This is a genomic window from Sphingobacterium sp. UBA5996, from assembly GCF_002429765.1.
Lineage (GTDB): Bacteria > Bacteroidota > Bacteroidia > Sphingobacteriales > Sphingobacteriaceae > Sphingobacterium.
The window spans coordinates 1-22020 of sequence record NZ_DJAS01000027.1 but is presented as its reverse complement, the minus strand read 5'-3'; the positions used below and the strand labels follow the sequence as shown (position 1 = coordinate 22020).

At 38.9% G+C, this 22020-nt stretch carries 18 protein-coding genes; 13 read left to right on the top strand and 5 right to left on the bottom strand.

Going from position 1 to position 22020, the window contains the following annotated elements; all coding sequences use genetic code 11:
• Positions 1 to 162 precede the first annotated feature (162 nt).
• From B3E00_RS20150 to B3E00_RS20140, 3 genes are all read left to right on the top strand, one after another.
• A complete protein-coding gene (locus B3E00_RS20150; RefSeq protein ID WP_293939821.1) occupies positions 163 to 1002 on the top strand; it encodes a hypothetical protein in 840 nt (279 codons plus the stop codon).
• Positions 1003 to 1240: 238 nt separating this feature from the next.
• On the top strand, positions 1241 to 2440 hold the full coding sequence (gene tyrS / locus B3E00_RS20145) for a tyrosine--tRNA ligase (RefSeq protein WP_293939820.1): 1200 nt from the start codon (positions 1241 to 1243) through the stop codon (positions 2438 to 2440).
• Between the two features lie 135 nt (positions 2441 to 2575).
• A complete protein-coding gene (locus B3E00_RS20140) occupies positions 2576 to 4327 on the top strand; it encodes an aromatic amino acid hydroxylase (RefSeq protein WP_293939819.1) in 1752 nt (583 codons plus the stop codon).
• A gap of 106 nt (positions 4328 to 4433) precedes the next feature.
• On the opposite strand, the gene B3E00_RS20135 is transcribed toward B3E00_RS20140, so the two are convergent.
• Together B3E00_RS20135 and B3E00_RS20130 are read right to left on the bottom strand one after the other, a co-directional pair.
• Positions 4434 to 5339 carry a flavin reductase family protein gene (locus B3E00_RS20135; RefSeq protein ID WP_209575956.1) on the bottom strand — a complete coding sequence of 302 codons (906 nt, stop codon included), beginning with the start codon at positions 5337 to 5339 and terminating at the stop codon, positions 4434 to 4436.
• A gap of 11 nt (positions 5340 to 5350) precedes the next feature.
• The gene (locus tag B3E00_RS20130) at positions 5351 to 6325 is read right to left on the bottom strand and encodes a fumarylacetoacetate hydrolase family protein (protein ID WP_293939818.1); all 975 of its coding nucleotides are present in this window, start codon (positions 6323 to 6325) and stop codon (positions 5351 to 5353) included.
• A 316-nt stretch (positions 6326 to 6641) separates the two neighbouring features.
• On the opposite strand from B3E00_RS20130, the gene B3E00_RS20125 reads away from it, so the two are divergent.
• From B3E00_RS20125 to B3E00_RS20090, 8 genes are all read left to right on the top strand, one after another.
• Positions 6642 to 7799: a homogentisate 1,2-dioxygenase gene (locus B3E00_RS20125; protein WP_293881814.1), complete on the top strand. Its 1158-nt coding sequence runs from the start codon at positions 6642 to 6644 to the stop codon at positions 7797 to 7799.
• A 33-nt stretch (positions 7800 to 7832) separates the two neighbouring features.
• The gene (gene hppD, locus B3E00_RS20120; RefSeq protein WP_293881816.1) at positions 7833 to 8960 is read left to right on the top strand and encodes a 4-hydroxyphenylpyruvate dioxygenase; all 1128 of its coding nucleotides are present in this window, start codon (positions 7833 to 7835) and stop codon (positions 8958 to 8960) included.
• Positions 8932 to 10200 (top strand): Glu/Leu/Phe/Val dehydrogenase dimerization domain-containing protein, encoded by a 1269-nt coding sequence (locus B3E00_RS20115; RefSeq protein ID WP_293881818.1) that lies wholly within the window; start codon positions 8932 to 8934, stop codon positions 10198 to 10200. Before hppD ends, B3E00_RS20115 begins: the two co-directional genes overlap by 29 nt.
• A 746-nt stretch (positions 10201 to 10946) precedes the next feature.
• A complete protein-coding gene (locus tag B3E00_RS20110; RefSeq protein ID WP_293939817.1) occupies positions 10947 to 11726 on the top strand; it encodes an N-formylglutamate amidohydrolase in 780 nt (259 codons plus the stop codon).
• Positions 11716 to 13548, top strand: a complete 1833-nt coding sequence (locus B3E00_RS20105; protein ID WP_293939816.1) for a flavohemoglobin expression-modulating QEGLA motif protein — start codon at positions 11716 to 11718, stop codon at positions 13546 to 13548. Before B3E00_RS20110 ends, B3E00_RS20105 begins: the two co-directional genes overlap by 11 nt.
• Before the next feature lie 13 nt (positions 13549 to 13561).
• Positions 13562 to 14575: a glutathione synthase gene (locus B3E00_RS20100; RefSeq protein WP_293939815.1), complete on the top strand. Its 1014-nt coding sequence runs from the start codon at positions 13562 to 13564 to the stop codon at positions 14573 to 14575.
• A gap of 111 nt (positions 14576 to 14686) precedes the next feature.
• A complete protein-coding gene (locus B3E00_RS20095) occupies positions 14687 to 15670 on the top strand; it encodes a lipoate--protein ligase (protein ID WP_293881826.1) in 984 nt (327 codons plus the stop codon).
• A gap of 40 nt (positions 15671 to 15710) precedes the next feature.
• On the top strand, positions 15711 to 16496 hold the full coding sequence (locus B3E00_RS20090) for a methyltransferase domain-containing protein (RefSeq protein WP_293939814.1): 786 nt from the start codon (positions 15711 to 15713) through the stop codon (positions 16494 to 16496).
• Here B3E00_RS20090 and ybaK read toward each other — a convergent pair.
• Together ybaK and B3E00_RS20080 are read right to left on the bottom strand one after the other, a co-directional pair.
• Entirely contained in the window at positions 16483 to 16959 is a 477-nt protein-coding gene (ybaK, locus tag B3E00_RS20085) for a Cys-tRNA(Pro) deacylase (RefSeq protein WP_293939813.1), read from the bottom strand. The two genes, B3E00_RS20090 and ybaK, sit on opposite strands and share 14 nt — an antisense overlap.
• Before the next feature lie 3 nt (positions 16960 to 16962).
• Positions 16963 to 18624, bottom strand: coding sequence for a DNA polymerase/3'-5' exonuclease PolX (locus B3E00_RS20080; protein ID WP_293939812.1), 1662 nt, complete (start codon positions 18622 to 18624; stop codon positions 16963 to 16965).
• Between the two features lie 233 nt (positions 18625 to 18857).
• Between B3E00_RS20080 and B3E00_RS20075 the strand changes: the two genes are divergently transcribed.
• Entirely contained in the window at positions 18858 to 19982 is a 1125-nt protein-coding gene (locus tag B3E00_RS20075) for a lipid II:glycine glycyltransferase FemX (protein ID WP_293881832.1), read from the top strand.
• A 3-nt stretch (positions 19983 to 19985) separates the two neighbouring features.
• Here B3E00_RS20075 and B3E00_RS20070 read toward each other — a convergent pair whose 3' ends face one another.
• Complete coding sequence (locus B3E00_RS20070; RefSeq protein ID WP_293881833.1) at positions 19986 to 21242, bottom strand: hypothetical protein; 1257 nt, start codon at positions 21240 to 21242, stop codon at positions 19986 to 19988.
• Positions 21243 to 21538: 296 nt separating this feature from the next.
• On the opposite strand from B3E00_RS20070, the gene B3E00_RS20065 reads away from it, so the two are divergent.
• Complete coding sequence (locus B3E00_RS20065; RefSeq protein WP_293881834.1) at positions 21539 to 21967, top strand: nuclear transport factor 2 family protein; 429 nt, start codon at positions 21539 to 21541, stop codon at positions 21965 to 21967.
• The last annotated feature ends 53 nt before the right edge of the window (positions 21968 to 22020 follow it).

Below are 22020 nucleotides of genomic sequence, written 5' to 3'. Positions count from 1 at the left end.
ATTTGAGACAGCTTCTTTTTTATTGATAACGTAAGCTGGTATTGGATGAGTTAGCGCGTACGGTAGCTACATGTCTACTGAAGAAATATGTCGAAAAGCACTCCTATTTTAATTTTTGGTGTAATAATTGTGTTACTTTTAATGCAACAATTCTATTACATTATGTCGAAATTACGTCTTATTACAGTGTTATACCTGTGTTTAGCTTTAAAGTTTGGAGTTGCACAAGAATATGTTCGATTAGATAAAGATAGCTACCAGCTCCATTTATCAGAATATCCAAAAGATACGATCCGGATACTTGAAAAAGGAAGAAAAGCGAAGTTGAAGCCGGGTAAGTATATTTTGCAGAAAAATCAGTTTATGGGGCTTTCAAACGCATTTATTTCGATTAATCAGGACGGTATAGTCGAGCGGGATTTTAAGATTGAAAATGATGGCAAACAAGGTGTTGTTGTTGTACGACATGGTGTATTGCAGCAAATGAATGTGAAAGCTGCCACCTTGCCAGACTTTCAATATACAATAACGGATACTTCAAGTGTGCAGCGTAATTTTAAGAATGGGAAAATCAGTCAGGAAAAAACGGTATTTTACGGAGCTGCAAATAATGGAAAAAAAATAACAAAGGTATTTTTTGATAATTATTATACGGTTGAGAATGATTTTGACCATACTAGAGCTAACTACAGTTTAGACAATACATTAATTTACAGTGCCAAATTGAATTGTAGTGGGCAAATACAGGAATCAAAGTTATTTGATGCTCATGGGCAATTACTAAAGCATACCTATCGGAAAGCTAAAGTTGAGTATATTGATGTATATCAGAATAATAATCTTGTCGAGCGGAAATATAAACTGGATAATCGCCTTTACCATGAGTATTTCAAGAATTCATTGCTCGTGCAAAGGGTAGTGGAGAAGAAGGATAAAGGGAATATCGAGAAGTATGTTTATAATGCGTCGGGAAAATTGATGGATAAAAATACCGGGGGCTAATGGAAAACACAAGCCTAATCAAGCAGAGATCGCTATATTTTTGCATTTTAAAAATATAGCGCTACCTTTGTGAAGCAATGAAGAAAATGAACAACATATTACGTTTTCCGTTTTTCTGTAATTATTATCGCCCGATAGTCGTTCGGGACCCCTATGCCTATTAAATTAAGAAATTAAATTATCATTTATAGCTAAGCCCGAACATAACGTTCGGGCTTTTTTTATTTTATATAACATTATGTTAAAAGAGTTAGAAGAAAACATTGAAATTATTTTACCGAAGACAGGACTTGCATCGAAGTTGAAGGAAGCTCAAGAAAAGAATCGTTCATTAATTATAAAACTTGGTTTTGATCCCACAGCGCCGGACCTTCATTTGGGGCACGCTGTGGTATTGAAGAAGCTAAGACAGTTTCAGCAGCTGGGTCACGAAATCGTAATTTTGGTGGGCAGCTTTACGGCCCAGATTGGAGATCCTACAGGGAAAAATAAAGCTCGTAAACCGTTGTATCAGGATGAGATTGCCCATAATGCGGCTACCTATATTGCGCAACTGTCTAAGATTATTGATGTTTCAAAAGCAAAAATTGTTTTTAATGGTGACTGGTTGGATCAGCTAAATTTTACAGAAGTTATTCAACTGGTGTCGAAAGTCACTGTTGCCCAGCTCCTGCAGCGTCATGATTTTAGTAAGCGTTTAAACGAGAATCGGTCAATAGCCATGCATGAATTGCTTTATCCAATATTGCAGGGCTTTGACTCCGTGCATATCAAAAGCGATATTGAAATGGGCGGAACAGATCAAATGTTCAATTGCGCAATGGGACGGCAGCTACAGGAATCTTTTGGACAAGATCCACAAATAGTGCTGTGTATGCCCTTGTTGCGCGGGCTGGACGGAAAAGAAAAAATGAGCAAATCATTAAACAACACGATCGGTCTTTTGGATGATCCGAATGAAATGTTTGGTAAAACCATGTCAATTCCAGATCATTTAATTCCTGAATACATCGACTTGACAACAGATTTCAATCAGGAAATCAAACTTGGAATGAAGACCCGTCTTGAAATGGGGGAAAATCCAATGGAAATTAAGAAACTTATAGCACATAATCTTGTAGTCCAGTACCATGGCGATGCATTTGCGTTGGCTGCGAATGATTATTTTGTCAATCAATTTCAGCGTAAGAAATTGGAAGAAAAAGCTTTTTTAGAGGTGTCTTGTCAAACATTGCGCGAGCAGTTTGGTGAAAAGGCCAAACTGGTTGATCTGTGTTATTTCCTGAAAGGATCGACAAAGTCAGCGATGAGACGATTGATTATAGGCGGAGCTGTGCGGATCGATTCCATAAAACAGTTGAATCCGGATCTGACGATCTATGTAAATGCGGGGCTTAAAATAAAATTAGGCAAAAGAAGTTATTTTAAAGTTGTTTAGTATGGTTTTGGAAAGTATACTATTGTAATATTTTGTGAAAATCAGATAATTAACATGGTAATGCTTTACAAAGCCGTATATATTTTTTACCTTCATATTGAAGTCACACACTTTATTTTTTCATACCAATTATAGATGGAAACTTACAATAATACAGTTTTGGAGCAGTTGCCCCAACATCTGAAACGCTATGTTGTTGCGCAGAGATACGAACGCTATACCGCCTTAGATCAGGCACTGTGGCGTTATGTTATGCGTCAGAATTATTCATTTTTGAAAGATGTAGCGTATTACCCCTATATCCCCGGATTGAAAAAAGCGGGGTTATCCATTGAAACTATTCCCAATCTACAGGAAATGAACGATAGTCTAAAATTGATTGGCTGGGGAGCAGTGACAGTAGACGGTTTTATCCCGCCAGCAGCCTTTATGGAATTTCAGGCACATCGTGTATTAGTTATTGCTGCTGACATACGCCAATTGGAACATATTGAATATACTCCAGCCCCGGACATTATTCACGAGTCCTCTGGTCACGCACCAATAATAGGGGAGGCTGATTATGCAGCATACCTCCAGTATTTTGGAGAGATAGGCACAAAAGCACTCTCGTCAGGAAAGGATTTTGAGCTCTATGAAGCTATCCGCCAATTGTCTATTTTAAAAGAGCAAACAACCACGACCACAGTTGAGTTGGCTGCAGCAGAGAAAAATTTACAGACTATTCAGCAAAATATGGGCGAGCCATCGGAGATGGCACTGTTAAGTAGGCTGCATTGGTGGACTGTGGAATATGGGCTGATAGGAGATGCTCTTAACCCTAAGATTTATGGAGCAGGTTTATTGTCTTCCATTGGGGAGAGTGCAAGCTGTATGCAAGATGATGTACCCAAATTGCCATACGATTTATATGCGATTGAGTATCCGTACGATATTACCAAGCCACAGCCACAGTTGTTTGTTACTCCGGATTTTGAGCATCTAAGGATGGTGTTGGATAAATTTGCCGATACCATGGCTTTTCGAGTTGGAGGCAAACAGAGTGTTGAAAAAGCAATAGACTGTCGTTCTGTTTGTACTTTAGCGTATAGTTCTGGTCTGCAAGTGTCGGGAATTTTTACCTCAGCCAACGTCGATAAAAATCTTTCGTACATCCAGACACAGGGGCCTACAGCTTTGGCATTCGCGGGTAAGCAGCTCGAAGGACACGGTATAAATTATCATAGCGAAGGATTTGGTTCTCCAGTAGGAAATTTGAGAGATGCAGATCATGATCTGGAAGATTTTGATGACGCAACATTGATCCAATATGGTATAGTTGAAGGCCAGCAGTGTCTTTTAAACTTTGCTTCCGGAATTACGGTTGCAGGAACTGTTCAACGTATTTTCCGTCAATTTGACAAGATTGTTTTGATTTCATTTACCTCCTGTCGAGTATATCGTGGTGAAGATGTTTATTTTAGACCCGAATGGGGGCCGTATGATATGGCTGTCGGATCGGAGATTGTATCTGTTTTTGCCGGCGCCGCAGATAAAGATGCCTATGAAGCTCTGGAAGAACATCTCGATCACGCTTCGTCTTCAAAGTCTAATGAACCCGAAGATGTAAAGCTAGTGAACCTTCATGCGGCGATACGGAGCTTGCGGGAAAAAGGGTTTGATGAAGAAGCGTGGCTTGCTATCTTCAATCTCTTTGGATCGGAAAATGCGGATCATTGGTTAGGTTTGGTCGAGTTATTTGAAATTGCTCAGGCTAATGGTGCAGAAGAGTTAACTAAGCTGGCTGAAGAGCAGCTCTTGGAATTTATCGATCGATATGCATATTTAAAAAAACTGATCGATGATGGACTGCGTGTTGCAAAGGAGGAGGCTATAAATAATCAGTAAGGAATTAGTGTATAAAACAGTATGCTGAAGCTAAACGTTGAAAAAGTTGTTTAAATCTCAAAAGGGAGCTGTCTAGTCTTTGGTTAGCTCCCTTCCTTATCATTCATTAGAATGATACTTGCAATGCTATTTGCCAGGCTTTGTCTATTTGTCCTTCATCCAATAGCTTCCCAACGTATTCATGAACTTTTTCGCTGAATTTTGATGGACTGTCTTCAAAGTTCAGTTTCAGGTAGTTTAGGTACTTATCCGCTGGTTGTATATTTTTTAATGTGGGTAGGGCTTCGACATTGGCCAACAAGCCGAGGTGGTTTCCGGTCAGTACATTAGAGAATCTAATTTTTTCCGGAAGTTGATCAATACCAATTCCAAGGCTACGGAGGGGCTTTGGTACAATAAATAGATTTTCATCGGTGACGCGGCAGTACCAGTCACCACCGAGTCTAGCGACCAAGTCCAAATCTTTTTGCTCAATGGTATTATCCTTGCCCAATAAGTGTTTATGGACATGCATATACAGGATCTCGGCAATAACAAGATTACCAGCCCCAGGTTCATCGCTTAAAGCGACAATCTCTTTAACCCGACATTCGAGCTGGACTGGAGATTCGGCTACTCGTGGTGGCGCCACCTGAATAGAAGGCACAGCAGTAAAGCCAGACTTATCGAATTCATTTATTTCCTTCGCATATTCGGTGCTGGCAAGAGATTGCTGCTGCACCATATCGTAGTTGACAATATTGATGACGACTTCCTTTACTTCCTGTATGTTATCCAAGGTATGCTTGGTGCTGCCATCGCGCATCCGCCGCAGGGGTGAAAAAACACAGATAGGCGGCTGATGGGACATCAGGTTGAAATAGCTGAAAGGACTTAAGTTTACGTTTCCATTGCGATCTATTGTGCTGGCAAAGCAAATTGGACGGGGGGCAATAGCATATTTAATTAAATTATCGATGATAGCTTTGTCCGCTGCAGACTCAAAGGTCGTCGTTTCGAAAGGTGATGTCATATTCGGTAGATTTATGAATGATGTAGAACAATAGAATTGGAAAGTTTTCCGAGTGCGGTGATCTCCAATTCAATCTCATCGCCAAGGTTGAGCCATTGATCTTTATGGTTAGGGTCTTTTAAGCGTGCCGTGCCATTAAGTTCAAGAAAGCAGCCTGTTCCAACAGTGCCTGAACCGATCATATCACCAGGGAAGATCTCCACACCGTAAGAAGCCCGCTCAATAATTTCAGCAAAAGTCCAGTGCATGCTTGCAAAATTACCCGCTGAAACTTGTCTGCCATTTACTTTACAAGTCATATCGAGATCATAACAGTCGCCAATATGCCCCGCAGCTGCTTGAACTTTATAGGGCTCCAACTCATCTTTTGTAACTAACCAAGGTCCAATTGCTGTTGCAAAATCTTTACCTTTAGCAGGCCCCAAGCTTAATTTCATCTCTTCCATCTGCAGTTTTCTTGCGCTAAAATCATTCATGATCATGAATCCTGCAATGTACTCATCTGCTTTAGCGGCAGAAATGTTAATTCCCGACTTATTGATGACGATAGCGATCTCAAGTTCGAAATCAAGTTGATCTAAATGTAATGGCATACAGGGTATAGGCCCAGGGCCTTGTATTGCCTGATGATTTGAAAAATAGAAAACAGGAAATTTGTCAAATTCGGGGATCATTTCAAGTCCACGGTTTCTTCTCGATGTTTCCACATGCTGACGAAATGCGTACGCATCACGAAAAGAACTTGGATGAGGTACCGGAGCAATAAGCTGTGTGTCCTGTAACAGATGATAAGGTCTTTCGATCGTTCCCTGGACCAAAGCATGCTCAAATTCCTGGAGCGCACTCATGGTCTTTTCACCGCCTTTTAGAAAATCTGACATATTTTTAGGAAGAGTTTGATCGATTGCTGAACAAGGATAAAATCGGTCGGCTATAACCATGCCCAATTCTTGTTGACCATTTTCAGTGCTGGTGGCAATTCTCATATATCGTGTGTTCTATTTGGTTATTCAATGTTGTTGGCATTTGACACAAATATATTGTATAAGATTTGAAAAAAATATTCTTCTCTTGAAAATAGAAAAATATTCTTACCTTTATTAAAGCATTATAAACTATAAAAAATGATTCATTGTCGCGTACATCGCTTTGCGTTTTCCGTGCCCTATATTGCTTTTAACAGAGCAATTATAGCTGATATCGTTTTTGCACAATACTAACCTTCTCTTTTAATACTTGCCAATGGTCCTATTGGCAATTGGGATATTCATTTAATTTTATAACCGTTTAAATCGTAGAATTATGCCATTTTATGTTAAACAAGGGCAAATTCCAATGCAGCGACATACTGTTTTTAGAAAGCCCGATAATATGCTTTATGCTGAGGAACTCGTATCCACCCATGGTTTTTCAAGTCTTTATTCTTTGGTGTATCACTGCCATCCACCTACATTAGTCAAGCAAATTAGAGACCCCTACGATGTATCGCCCAATATCGCCCGGGACAAACATCTTAAGCACACCAGCTTAAAAGGATTTCAGGTGCAGGCTAAAGATGATTATCTCGAAAGCCGAACGCCCGTGCTGGTTAATGAGGATTTGCACATATCTTTGGCTGCTCCACGTCAATCTATGGATGATTATTTCTATAAAAATAGCCAGGCAGATGAGATTGTCTTTATTCATCAAGGAAGCGGAAGATTAAAGACTGGATATGGAAATATCCCATTTAAATATGGCGATTATTTAGTGATTCCCCGCGGAACGATTTATCAAATGGAGTTTGAGCAAAAAGAGAATCGATTGTTTATCGTTGAATCGTTTTCTCCTGTACGTACGCCCAAACGGTATCGTAATGAATTTGGTCAATTGATGGAGCATGCTCCCTTTTTTGAACGCGATATTCGGGTGCCGCAAAATTTGGAAACCTTTGATGAGCTGGGGGATTTCGAAGTGAAAATCAAGAAACAAGGGATGATTTATCCTTATGTCTACGGAAGTCATCCATTTGATTTTATTGGTTGGGATGGCTATCATTTTCCTTGGGCCTTTTCGATTCATGATTTTATGCCGATAACCGGCAAATTACATCAGCCGCCACCTGTCCACCAGACCTTTGAAACAGACAGCTTTGTACTGTGCAGCTTTTGTCCACGTATGTATGATTACCATCCCAATTCGATTCCCGCACCGTATAATCACAGCAATGTAGATTCGGATGAAGTGCTGTACTATGTCGATGGCGATTTTATGAGCAGAAAGTCTGTTGAAAAGGGACAGATTACGTTGCATCCAGGTGGTATACCTCATGGGCCCCATCCAGGTACAGTGGAAAAAAGCATCGGACAGGTTAAAACCGAAGAACTGGCTGTGATGATCGATCCTTTTCGACCATTAATGCTTACTCAAGAAGCGCTCAATATAGAAGATCCAGATTATTATAAGTCTTGGATGAGTTAGAATAATAAAACAAGAGTAACCTTTATATAAATTATGGCAAATACATTTGCAGAAAAGATTGCCCAAGCGCAAGATTTTTTACCTATTAATGGAACAGATTATATCGAATTTTATGTTGGCAATGCCAAGCAAGCGGCGCATTACTACAAGACAGCCTTTGGCTTCCAGTCGGATGCTTATGCCGGCCCTGAGACAGGAGTTCGAGATCGGGTATCTTATGTGCTAAAGCAAAATAAGATACGTTTAGTGCTTACTACGGCACTAAAATCTGACCATCCCGTCTCAGAGCATGTTAAAAAACATGGTGATGGCGTTAAAATATTAGCTCTTTGGGTGGATGATGCCCGAAAAGCATTTGAAGAAACAACAAAAAGAGGAGCGGAGGTATATCAGGAACCACAGCTTCTGAAAGATGAAAACGGCGAAGTCTGGACTGCCGGTATCTATACCTATGGCGAAACGGTGCATCTATTTGTCGAACGAAGGAATTATTCCGGTAGATTTATGCCTGGATATGAAAAATGGGAAAGTGATTACAATCCAAGCGAAACAGGTTTGCTTTATGTAGACCATTGTGTTGGTAATGTCGGATGGAATAAGATGAACGAAACAGTGAAATGGTACCAAGATGTGATGGGTTTCGTCAACATCCTATCTTTCGATGACAAGCAGATCAATACAGAGTATTCCGCGCTAATGAGTAAAGTGATGAGTAATGGAAATGGCTATGTTAAGTTTCCGATCAATGAGCCAGCCGAAGGAAAAAAGAAATCACAAATCGAAGAATACCTCGAGTTTTATGAGGGAGAAGGAGTGCAGCATGCCGCACTGGCAACGAAAGACATTGTTGCTACGGTGAAAGCACTTAAAGCAAGAGGAGTAGAGTTTTTGGGTGCGCCGCCCGAAGCATATTATGATATGTTACCTGAAAGGGTTGGAAGAATTGATGAAGAAATAAAGATCATTCAAGAACTCGGAATTCTGGTTGATCGTGACGAAGAAGGGTATCTGCTGCAGATCTTTACAAAACCTGTAGAGGATAGACCAACTTTATTTTATGAGATCATCCAACGCAAAGGAGCGCAGAGCTTTGGAGCAGGAAATTTTAAGGCCCTTTTTGAAGCAATAGAACGTGAACAGGAACGTCGAGGAAATTTATAGAAGCATGGAAGAGATGAAAGAATTGTTACGGGCCTTTGAGCATAAAAGCCCAGAAGTTGTTTTCGAATGGAAGGATAGTGAAACGGATGCAAGAGGATGGATTGTGATTAATTCTTTGCGAGGAGGTGCTGCCGGTGGTGGAACACGGATGCGGGCTGGGTTGGATAGGCACGAGGTGGAATCGTTGGCAAAAACAATGGAGGTCAAGTTCACTGTATCGGGACCCGCAATTGGAGGGGCAAAATCGGGGATTGATTTCGATCCACATGATCCACGGAAAAATGAGGTTTTGAAGCGTTGGTTTAAGGTAGTTACGCCGTTATTGAAAAACTATTATGGTACAGGTGGTGATTTGAATATAGACGAAATTCACGATGTCATTCCTCTGACTGAAGAATATGGACTGTGGCATCCCCAAGAAGGAATTCTGAATGGTCACTTTAAAGTAAATGAAAGCAATCGTATTCATCAAATTGGACAATTGCGATATGGCGTTTCCAAAGTATTGGAGGATAGTTCCTACAGTCCAGATCTGAGGCGTAAGTACAAAGTGGCAGATATGATCACTGGTTATGGTGTGTCAGAGTCAATTCGTCATTATTATCAACTTTTTGGTGATAATTGCTTCGGCAAGCGTGCCATAATTCAGGGCTGGGGCAATGTAGCTGCCGCCGCCGCATTTTATTTGTCTAAATGCGGTGTTAGAATAGTAGGTATAATTGATCGGGCCGGTGGCCTGATAAATCCCGAAGGCTTTGATGAGGCAGCTATCACTCGCTTGTTTCTAGAACGGAAAGGTAATGAACTTCATGCCGCAAACTTGATCCCTTTTGATCAGGTACAAAAAGAGATTTGGAACCTAAAAGCAGATATTTTCGTGCCCGCCGCTGCTTCCCGATTAGTTTCGAAAGATCAGATCCAACATCTGATAGATCATGGACTTGAGGTAATAGCTTCCGGTGCCAATGTACCATTTGCAGATCAAGAAATATTTTATGGGCCTGTTATGGAGTTTGCCGACCAGCATGTGGCGGTTATACCAGACTTTATCGCAAATTGCGGCATGGCGAGAGTATTTGCTTATTTAATGCAACGCAATATCGAAATTAGTGATGACGCAATTTTTTCTGATGTCTCCAACATTATCTTCGAAGCGCTAAAGAAAATTAGGATGGTTTCTTCTAATAAGACTCATATTTCATCAAGAGCATATGAAATCGCATTGAAACAGTTGGTATAAAATGGGGGTTAAATACAAGGCCTCATAGCTTTACGCTTTGTGGTAAAAAAAAACACTTGAAGCGGGGAACTTCAAGTGTTTCTAACTAACCAATTATTAACCTAAATTTATGAATGCTTAAAACAGTACAAAGGCTGTGCCAAAAAATATTTAATTTATGTGATGATAATCGCCGTTCAAAATGTGACCTACTAAAGGTAAATTAAGAAATCTGGTCGCTATGATATGTGCTGTCTTTCACTATTTTAATACCTGATAAATAGAAACTCCTTAAGCTGGGAGCAACAGGAGTTTTCCTAACCAATTATTAACCTAAATTTATGAAAAGTACTTATATAACGTAGTATCTTCAAAAAATGTTTCCCTTTTATTTCAGTTATTTAAAATTTTAACATTTTTTAATAATTGAGTGTCGAATTCAATAAACAATCACGTTTTCTATTAGATCGCTTTCTAGAAATAAAAAACCTGTTAGTGGGGATACTAACAGGTTTTTTATAAACTAACTAAATTATTAACCTAACTTTATGAAACTACTATCTTTTGTTCAAGAAAGATGCCAATACTTTGTATCGAACTTGCCGTTTAACGATTTTTAACATACGCTTATTTGCGTAATGAAAAAGTTTCTGATTATAGCGGTAATCCATTTTATTTTCAAACTTTTTTTTGGCCATAGCTGTTAATTTAACACAGGGGGCTATCAATTAATATGGCCTTGTTTTCATAAACTATAAAAAAAGTCTATGTCACTAACATACCGTTATCAATTTGAAAATAACGAAAGTCCATTTTGGGCTTTTGCAATACATGATGGTCATCACGTCGACGATAATATATTAGTCAATTTTAATATTTCTGAAGAGGAGCGATTACGGGAAGAGGATCCTTACACAGCTATTTTGGCGGAGCTACCTTTCAATAGGTTTGTGTCTGGAACGTCTAGGTTTCAATTGGACTTGAACCGAAAGAGAGAAGATGCTATTTATCTTAAACCTGAGCAATCGTGGGGCTTGCGTGTTTGGCAAGCAGCATTATCGCAGGGGCAAATAAATGAGTTATATGCGATTTATGACCGTGTGTATGCAGATGTATGTCAGCAGATTCAAAATACTATTGATCGTTATGGTTATTTTGTCATCTATGATATCCATAGCTACAACATGCGTCGCGAGGGACCTAAGGCACTTGTGAACAGTGCTGCCGATCCACAAATCAATTTAGGGACGCAACATAATCACCAAAAATGGAGAAACTTGACTGATCAATTATTAAAAGTATTACAAACTGGAAAAGATGGGCAAGTTTACGACGTGCGTGAGAATGTGAAATTTAAAGGTGGTTTTCTTTCTGCGTATTTGAATAATAAGTTCGGCGATAAAGGCTGTATTTTTTCGATCGAATTTAGGAAAGATTTTATGGATGAATGGACGGGGGAAGTTTTTCCACAAAAACTACAGGAGTATAAGCAACTTCTTTTGCAAAGTATAGAAACATTGGAAAATTATTTTGCCTATGAAAGATAATGCGAAACAACTCGCTGGCATTTTAAAAATGATCAAAAATAAGGAAGTTTTTCACGTACAGATTCCGTCTAAGAATAAATTGGTATTCAATCAAGTCGTTCCTTATCTATTTTTATACCGACAGTTTTTGAGTCTAGATCCTATGCTTGCAGAGCTGGTCAAGTCAGAGCCAGCTTATTTTAGAGTAAGAGATCCGCAGATGAATGTTTCTGAATGGATTGCCCCTATACTAAACAAACTTGTAGAGGAGTTTGGTGCTTGTTTGATCATTGAAGCCTGGGCATCAGATCCTGGGCAGGAAGAGGATATTCTAATCCATATTGCCCGTAAAAACGTGCAGTCTATTGCTCAATATTTAGGAAAGCAACTGACCACTGAAGAGTCGATTTCCAAAGTAGAAATACTTACGGATTCAAAAACGAATGCAACGCAGAGTCTCTCACCGTCAAGTATTCAATTGGATAATCTGAACACAAATATATTTTACATGGGGCTCGAGGTAAAACCGAAGTATCTATTAGGAGTAGATCAGCAAATTTTACCGATTGATCTTCGCCATTTTCGTGAAGCCATATCTAGGAGCTTGTCTAAAACATTCTTTGAATTCATTCGTATTCACACATTATCGAAACCTACTGCGTTTAAAATCAGCCAGCCAAAAAAAATGCTTCCTTTAGCATGGGAAATTGATCAGAAATTGGCTCGAGAGAGCCAGAGATTTGATTTTTTGCTGTTGATTACTCCCACAAATTCTTACGATGCTTGGCAACAGTTTAAGAAAGGTAATTATCGAAAAACACCTGTGTTTCATTATAGACCCATGCCTATCGATCCAGATATTATCAAAAGGAATCTTTATAATTTGCATATAGAGGATTTATTTGATCCCTCCATGGCATACTTATTTCGTGATAAACGAAAGGAGCTCGACCAGATGATGACAATGCTGAGTGAACGTGGAAAAGAGGGATTTTTGCTAGGAAGTATGCAAGTTTTTGGTACAGTTAATGAGAAATTATTGGAAAAAGCACAAGCAATCCTAACGATTACCACAACTGATCAAGAAGTGAAGACAAAAGAGGAAGATATTGTTTACGCCGAGGAATTTGCCAAGCTGGCCCAGGAGGAATTGGATTATTTGAAAAGCCAAGATCCAAACTTTGGAACGACAGTAAGACTTCGCGATGACATCTACGGCGTGATGGTCAACCAAGGCGTGCTCAATATAAGCAAGCAGTATAGTTTACCGCGGAATAGGGTAAAGGCACTCATACAGCATGAAGTTGGTACACATATCGTCACTTACTATAATGGAAAACAGCAACCTTTCAGCCTTTTTAGATTAGGAGTTCCTGGTTATGAAAAACTTCAGGAAGGTCTCGCTGTACTCGCCGAATATTTGGTCGGAGGGCTGACCAATAATAGATTGCGTATTCTAGCGGGAAGAGTTATTGCTGTGCATCATATGCAGCAAGGCAATTCATTTATTGATACGTTCTCACTTTTAGTAGACAAGTATCAATTTCTGCACGAAACTGCTTTCCAAATGACAATGCGAGTCTATAGAAGTGGTGGACTTACAAAAGATGCGTTGTACTTGAGTGGCTTAATAGAATTGACCAATTATATCAAAAGCGGAAGGGAACTTGCACTTTTAACTATGGGCAAAATCCGTGAAGATTATATACCAATTGTCGAAGAGCTCACTTTAAAGGGGGTTTTGAAGTCTCCAATTTTAACCCCAAGATACTTAATGGCTCCCTATAAGGATGCCTTGTTAAATCTCAAAAAGAATAATGGAATATTCCAAATGATTCAATAATCGAATTTTGTATATGAAAATAGCATTCGTGATCAACCAAACCCACAAAGAAACTGCTCGTTTTACGACTACTCTTTTGGCATTGAAGGCCCATCAAATGGGACATGAAGTTTATTATATTGGCCTGGCCGATTTTTACTATGAGTCGGCATATATTGCTGCCCATGTGCGAAAAGTAATGCCTGATCAGATGCTGACATCGGCTGATCGTTTCATGGAGGTATTACGAGAAACGGAAAAAACTAAAGTGTCGTTGGAGGAGATGGACGTGGTTTGGCTACGATTTGATCCAGTATTGGATATGGTAAGCAGACCTTGGGCGGCGGCTTCCGCACTGCAATTTGCATCTTTCCTAAAAGCGAAAGGAGTATTGGTCATTAACGATCCAGATAGCCTTGGTAGAGCCAGTAACAAGTTGTATTTAGAAGAGTTCGATGAATCTATTCGACCTAAAACTATTGTAACGCGAAGCTATGCGGATGTGGTACGGTTTTTTGAACAACAGAACAGCCTAATTATTTTAAAACCTTTAAAGGGTTCGGGGGGCAAAAACGTGTTTTTGATCAATAAAGACAACCAGCAAAATCTAAAACAGACGGTAGAGGCTATTGCGCGAGATGGTTATGTAATTGGTCAAGAATACCTGCCGGAAGCTGCGCGTGGTGATATAAGGTTCTTTTTGCTCAACGGAGAGCCTATTTTAATCAACGGTAAATATGCTGCTGTTCATCGGGTACAACAGGGCGATGAGATCCGGAGTAATGTACATCAAGGTGCAAAGACCCAAGGTGCCGTTATTTCAGCGGAATTATTGGGGATGGTTGACAAAATAAAAGACAAATTGATCCAGGATGGAATGTATTTTGTTGGTCTAGATGTGGTTGGTAATCGTATTATGGAAATTAACGTATTTAGCCCAGGTGCGTTATGTCAGGCGGAAGAAATATTAAAGGAGGATTTTTCAGGGTTTATTATTAATAAACTGGAGGAAAAGCTTGTCGCCAGCAAAAAACTATCATTTAAATAAATTGGTTGTATGAGCAGCCCGGGGGAGTATTGTAAGATAGATTTGAGATAATTATGGATTTGAGATGAATAACCTTGATTAATTTATTTTTATTTTTGAAAAAAGAAAAATATGCTGATTATAGAATCTCCATCCGACGATGCCTATTTTAACATCGCTTCCGAAGAATATTTATTGGGTAAATATCCCAAAGAAGATATCTTTCTACTCTATATAAATGCTCCCTCAATTATTATAGGTAAGTTCCAAAATACACTCGCTGAAATAAATCTTGATTACGTTAATGACAATAATATTAAGGTTGTTAGAAGAATGTCCGGTGGAGGTGCTGTTTATCATGACGCTGGAAATCTTAATTTTTCGTTTCATACGTTATTGGGGAATCATGATTTTATGGATTTTTCAACCTTTACCCAGCCAATTATTTCGCTACTGAATCAATTGCATATACCCGCAAAATTGGAAGGAAGAAATGACCTCTTGGTTGACGGGAAAAAATTTAGCGGAAATGCTAAAATGGCGAAGAATGGCAAAATGATTCAACATGGCACAATATTGATCGATTCTCAGATGCAAATCCTTAGCGATGCTTTGAAGGTCAATCCATTGAAATTTGTAGATAAAGCTGTAAAATCAAATCGTGCTCGAGTGACTAATTTAATTGGATATTTGCCAAATGGTTTTACGACAGCTCATTTTAAAGAATTGCTCATTAAAGAAATAAAACGGGAAAACTCTGAAGCTAAAATCAGCACCCTTTCTCCGTTGGATATCGAAAATATCCAAAAACTGGTCAAAGAAAAATACGAAACATGGGATTGGAATTTTGGTTTTTCGCCAAATTACAATTTTAAAAAAGCAATTAAAGTAGCCGCTGGCTTTATTGAATTACACTTGGATGTACAAAAAGGATATATTGAACGCGCTAAAATTTTCGGAGATTTTTTTGCTTCCAAATCGATTCATGATATCGAAATTCTATTGGTTGGAAAAAAACATGAATTGGAGGAGATTGATTTTTTACTGCGGTCGATTGATCTGACGGATTATTTTGGTAAAGTCGATTCAGCTGAAATTCTCACTTTGTTTAAATAGGAAATGTTGTACTGCCCTGCAAGGGTTTAATAAGAAAAATATGCCTTGGAACCCGAATAGCTATTATCAGTTTAAAGATATTCGTTTTAAACCATTTTATGACTTAGCCGAACTTATTGTTGGAGATAACGTGCTGGATGCTGTAGATTTAGGCTGCGGTACCGGAGAACAGACTGCTATACTAAGTGAAAAATTTACCAATATAAATTTCCTTGGGCTGGATTCTTCAGCAGAAATGCTGTCTGATAGCTATAATCTCCAAACCGAACGTTTGAAATTTAGACAAAGTACAGTCGAAAAATTTGTTGCTGAGCCAAGTACCTGGGACCTTATTTTTAGCAATGCTGCCTTGCAATGGGTGGATGATCACCGGGTTCTTTTTCCTCAGCTTATTTCCAAATTAAAACTAGGAGGGCAATTAGCGGTACAAATGCCTTATCAGCCAGAAAATATCTTAAATAAGATTTTATTTGAACTGGGGAATGAGGAACCTTTTCGTACATACTTAAATGATTGGAATAGACCTTCTCCAGTGTTGGATATCGATACTTATGCAAAGATGCTGTTTGAAAATGGTTTGGATCAATTGGATCTTTCGCTCCGAGTCTATCCTTTGCTTGCGGCTGATGCAGATACGCTCTATAATTTTATTACAGGTTCAGCTTTGATTCCCTATTTTGAACGATTGGAGCAGGCTAAAAAGCTGGAATTTGTTGATGAGTTTAAAACTCGTATCAATAAACATTTTTCAAAATTTCCTAACATATATCCTTTTAAACGCATATTATTGTATGGACGTAAAAATAAATCTATTAATAGCCAATAAGATCTGACCAATCTGCATGTGCAATGTTAGCTAGGTCGATCGGATTTAATACCATCTGAAGACCTCTTTTTCCGGCGCTTACTGCAATAAGGGTTTCTAGTTGAGCAGCCTCCTCTATAAACGTTGGAAATTGTTTTTTCATTCCGATGGGCGAGCAGCCGCCACGAATGTAACCGGTGACTGTTAGGAGATCCTTCATTGGAAGCATCTCACAGTTTTTATTGCCCGATGCTTTCGCAAGTTTTTTTAAATCAAGATGCGCGTTGCCAGGGATGACAGCTACAATATAAGGGTCTTTGTTTCCTTTTAGCACTAAGGTCTTGTATAATGTTTTGAGCGGTAAACCTAAAGTTTCCGCAACGTGTTCAGCACTGACATCCTGTTCATCAACTTCGTATTCTCGTAGTTCATAGCGTATTCCTGCGGTCTCCAGCAGGCGAACTGCATTTGTTTTACTGGACATACACTAGCGCTGTCTTTTCGTATTAAAATAATTTGTAATGGTCTCTAACGGAAATGTGTTCAAGCAATTAACCGCTTGAATCCCCCCTTTTTGAGCGACTAGCACGCCATATTGCATATCGCGTAGCCCTTCAGTGCGATGGGCATCTGGATTCACGGATAGCAATACTCCCTTTTCTACGGCATAACGGTGCCATCTCCAGTCAAGATCCAGGCGTAAAGGATTGGCATTGATCTCAATGACAACTCCATTTGTAGCACATGCATCGATGACTTTTTTAAAATCTAATGGATAGCCGGCTCTGCTTAACAATAGCCTTCCAGTAGGATGTCCCAATATGGTTGTATAAGGATTTTCTATCGCTTTAATTAACCTAGCGGTTGCTTTTTCTTCATCCATCTTTAGATTGGAGTGAACGGAAGCAACAACAAAGTCGAATTTCGCCAATATCTCATCCGGATAGTCCAATGAACCATCACCTAAAATATCAGATTCAATCCCGCGAAAGATCTGGAACGGCGCTAATTTTTCATTCAAAATAGCGATTTCCCGCCATTGTTCTTCTAATCTTTCGATGGAAAGTCCATTCGCATAAACTGCCGTTTTCGAGTGATCACAAATTCCGAGGTATTCGAGACCCAATACGTCTTTACAATGCAATGCCATTTGTTCAAGGCTATGCACACCATCACTATAAGTTGAGTGATTATGGAGTGTACCTTTGATATCCTGGTATTGGATTAGCTTAGGTAGCGTATGGTTTTGGGCCTGTTCTATTTCATTTAATCCTTCACGCAATTCGGGTTCGATATAATCCATGCCCAAGTTGCGGTAAATCGCTTCTTCACTGGAAAGTGATGGAAGATCAGGTAGGATATTAAAGAGCAGCTCAAGGTGTGCAGTGGATCCGGTGCTAAGGATCAGGTCACGATAAAAATCATTGATATTGGTGTTGAAAACTTTGAACGTGAAGCCTAATTCATCGGTCAGCTCAATGGAGTTTTCTGTTCTTTCCACTAAAATATACCCTTCTAGGTATTTGATTACACTGTCTATACTTTCAGATATTAAAAGATCCACTGTACTTAATACTTCGCACTTTCTTCTGAAATCGCCCGTAAAAGATAAAAGAGAAGAAGGGAAATGTATTTTTAGATTATTGAAAAATTTCTCCGCGAGCGGAAGCACTTTTGCATATAAAAACCAACCTTTATTTGAGATTGAAAATTCAATGGATTTTTTTATATCTTCCTGTGTTTTGAGTCCAAATCCTTTTGCTTCGACGAGGCGATTTTCGTTACAGGCATAAAGTAGCTCACCGATACTTTCGATCTCTAGTTCCTTCCAGATAATTTGAATCTTCTTAGGACCCAATCCTTTAATATTCAACATTTCAACAACACCGGAGGGCGTGTTTTCAGTGAGTTCGCTAAGTTCCTTAAAAGTTCCCGTAACAGCGACCTCCTTAGCTTTTTCAGCAATACTCTTTCCGATTCCCGGATGTGCGCTTAATTCTTCAAGACTTGCCTCTAATATGCTAAAAGGCAACTTATCCAATTTAAATGACGCACTCGCTATGGACTTTGTCCGAAAAGGATTTTCGTTGTGTAGCTCCATCAATTGGCTGCATAATTTGAAAATTTTTGAGATCGCTTTATTGTCCATTGTATGCTGAATTGTTAAGCTGCAAATATCTTAAATTTTACCACAAATTAATAATTCCGATACAGATATTACGACATTGACTATTTTATACTATTTCCGGAAATCAACAACAATATGACAAATGCAGGGGTGCTTAACCAAACATTTTAGCTATTTTTGCCGTTTTTTGGGGTTAAAATTAGGGTCTCTTAAAGACTTCACTATAAAAATAGCCCTATCAAACCAGAAACAACATGATAGCAGACATTAGTGACAAAGACATCAGTAGTCTTTATAAGACGGGTATTATTCAACAGACAGCTTATTGGTCTGCGGTAAAAAAAATGCAAGGAATACAGTCCAAAGCATTTAATTTCAAATCTAAACGCTCCGATTTATATGTCGGAGTACAAGACGATACCTATTTTATCGGAGATCTATTGGTTATCCTTCAAGCTGTAGATCAAGAGCATAGCATTGCCTACGTACCCTATGGGCCTGAGATTGAACCCTCGGATGAAAACCAGGGATTCTTTTTAGAACAGTTATCAGAGAGTTTACGTTCCCATCTCCCACCAAATTGTATCATGATTCGTTATGATCTCTCCTGGGAATCGCACTGGGCCAAAGAAGAGGATTGTTACGATCTCCATGGTAATTGGCTGGGAGTACCAGAGAAACGTATTCAGGAGATGCGTTTTAACTTTAATACCGAAAACTGGAATTTTCATAAAGCAAATACCGATATACTTCCTTCCAATACGATTTTTATGGATCTTCGAAATGAAGAGAACTTATTGCTTGGAAATATGAAGTCTAAGACGAGATATAATATTAATCTTGCCGAGCGAAAAGGCGTACGCGTCCGTTCATTGGGAATGGAAAGTCTAGAAATTTGGTACGAACTTTATAGACAGACAGCACTTCGAAATAACTTTTTTTTACATGATATCAATTATTTTAAGATTGTTCTTTCTGCAAGGGCAAATGATACATTATCGCCCGCTGATGTGTATCTTTTAGTGGCGGAAGTGGATAATCAGCCCTTGGCAGCTATGTTTTTGGTGATTGCAGCAAATCGGGGTACTTACCTTTATGGAGCCTCTGCGTCCGAGAATCGTAATTATATGGCAACATATGCTCTGCAATGGCGTGCAATGCAGCTTGCGAAAGAAAAAGGTTGTACAGAATATGATTTCTTTGGTGTCTCTCCACAGGCAGATCCTTCACATCCTCTGTATGGGCTTTATCGTTTCAAAACAGGATTTGGTGGAAAGATTTATCACCGTATGGGATGTTGGGATTATCCGTTGGACAATAGAAAATATCAATATTATGCTTCAATGGAGTTTAAAAACCAAAGTTATCATTTGAGCTAACAATTAGAAGACTTCACCTAAGGTGAGTCGGACACCGCGGTGGTTCTTACTAATTCCATAATCGATGCCGATGTTGGTGCCTGAATTTTTGTTAAACTTAATTCGCGCACCAGCCCCGGTACCGACATTCCAATCTTCAAACATGGCATTCTTTGGCCCGTTTAAAGTGGTAAAATTCATAAACGCTACAAATCCAAATAAGCCATCTCTCGTAATATCACGACGATATTCCGTTTCTAGATAATAAAGCGATTTACCCCGAAAGCGACTTACAGGAAAACCCCTTCCAGAACTATTATAGGGATCCCAACCTAAATTAGGAAGATCGAGATAAGGGGCTTTGCTGTTAAATACAGTCCAGAAGAAGCTCCTTACGGCAATCATATTCTGTCGATTTCTGTCTTGGGTAAGCCTATGGTATCGTCTGACTTCAAAAAATAGCGATTTCCAATTTTGATCACTACCTAAAAACGTCGGATTGACTCGAAACTGCAGGTTGGCATAGTTCCCCGACCAGGTGTTGATCGAATTGGCGCGTGTATCGTAAATTAAATTGAAGCTGACTCCGGAAGATGTGGTATTATCTCTTAAATCTGTTCCATAAGGATAAGAAGTGTAGTCTTCGAGTTTGGTATCGCTCGTAGACTTAATGTTCATTCGGTAATCCAAGTCATATCCGATACCCATAAACAGTCCGCCGTGAATTCTTTTTAATGCGTGTTGATATAAGCGAAAATAGGTGTAATCTAAATTAATCTGTTGTTCACCTTGGTGCTCTTTACCTATTCCCCAAGTTTCGTGCGGATATTTTAAGAGACGTATATCGCCGTCGATTACCCATGAATTCTCCTTTAACCAAATATAGGATCGGATTGGAAGGCCAAATCTTTTACCAAAATTTGTATATGGAGTAAATGTCATTTTAGACATATAGGTGTTAGACCGATCACCCAGATAAAATCCTGCTGTCGTACTGGTAATTAAAGCATGCCCTCCGCCAGGAACATTTGTCGAAAATGGCAAAAAGGAAAAATAGACTTTCTTTCCTGTACTTTTTACCGTTTGCGGCGGCCTGATGTTTAATATTTCTTTCCCAATATCAATTAAGTCACGTTGTTTGCTTGTGTCAGCCAGATGTTTGGTGGTTTCTATTTCATTTGCAGGGCGCTGAGCATATATAAATTTCTCGCTGCACAGCAATAAAATCAAGAGAAGGGGCAGCCTAAAGTCAAAAAGATATTCGTTATTGTTGTGTGTCATGAACGCATGCAATCTAATAGGAAAAAGACAGAATAACAATATTCAAACCAATAATTTATTCATTCTGTCACGTTTTGGTTATACAAAGAACAGATCGAAAATTTCACTCGCCTAGAAAATTAGATCACTTACCGATTTTAATACAAGGTTAATCTAAATGTAATGATATCAATAGATGAGTTGTCTTAACTTTGAAACAGAAAATAAATAAATAAAAAGTGCGCAACAAATTTATATAGTAAGCGACAATACGATAGAAAAAATATACTAATACATTATAAAATTTAAAAAAAAATATGAAAACTCTAGTAAAAACATTTGTAGCAGCGGCAATGATAGCAGTCTCTACCTGCTCAATGGCTTCAGTTAAACCTGAAGAACGCAATCTAGTAACCGCTGATTTGGCCATCGATGAATACGTTGGGGCAATGACCGAAGGTCAGGTAACGAATTTAGAGAAACTTTTCACAGCTGATTTTAACCAAAAAATTTGTGGTAAGCAAGATTTGAAACATAGCCGTCTTGAGATCATTGAGTTTTTGAAAAAACAAAAAGGGATCAAATTGAACTGCAGAACAACAACACAGATTGTTGAAGAATTACCCGATTACGCAATCGCGAAAGTTACCATGCAATTCGACGATTTCGCTAAAACAGATTTAATCACCCTGGTCAAAGAAAATGGAACCTGGAAAATTTCAAAATCTGTAAATTCTTACAAATAGAACTGTGTCTTAAAATGTGCTTTAAAAAATAAAAAAAGAGGGTGTCCGAAAAG